This window comes from Neisseria sp. P0009.S007 (assembly GCF_051962515.1).
The window spans coordinates 1-504 of the sequence record NZ_JBQCVF010000861.1 but is presented as its reverse complement, the minus strand read 5'-3'; the positions used below and the strand labels follow the sequence as shown (position 1 = coordinate 504).

At 36.7% G+C, this 504-nt stretch carries 1 protein-coding gene; it reads right to left on the bottom strand.

The features are described from left to right. Positions 1-74: 74 nt before the first annotated feature. Positions 75-200, bottom strand: a complete 126-nt coding sequence (locus ACTHS3_RS16805) for a hypothetical protein (RefSeq protein ID WP_283120714.1) — start codon at positions 198-200, stop codon at positions 75-77. Between the last annotated feature and the right edge of the window lie 304 nt (positions 201-504).

Genomic DNA, 504 nt, shown 5'->3' with positions numbered 1-504 from the left:
TTTAGAAACCACAAGATAGCACTAAAACCACTTCAAAAACGCAAAATATAGTATGACGTAGCTGGATAAATAATTCATGGATCAGAGGCAAAGTGCCCGACTGCATCGGCATAGAAAACCGACCTGCTGTCGTCGACCAAAAATCCCGCATCGGCGATTAGGAGGCCGACACCATCATCGACAAAGATTGAAAAGCGCATCTCCGAAAAAATATTTAGCTGACGAAGCGCTAAGTGTTTTATTCTTGAATCTGTTCCAACCACTAGTATCCGAATATTGCATTTGAAATCTGAATCCAAACCCGTCTGAAATTTTCAAACAGGCTTTTATTTTTTTCCTCTTACCTCACCCTTCTATTTACTTTCAAACTCAAAAAACATTTCCATATTATTAAAAATTAGTTAGAATTTCACAAAATTATAAATAATAATCAAACTTATTTGTGTTATTTTAGTCAGAGTGTAATCGCATCTATTCGGTCTGTCTCATTCAGACGGCCTTACC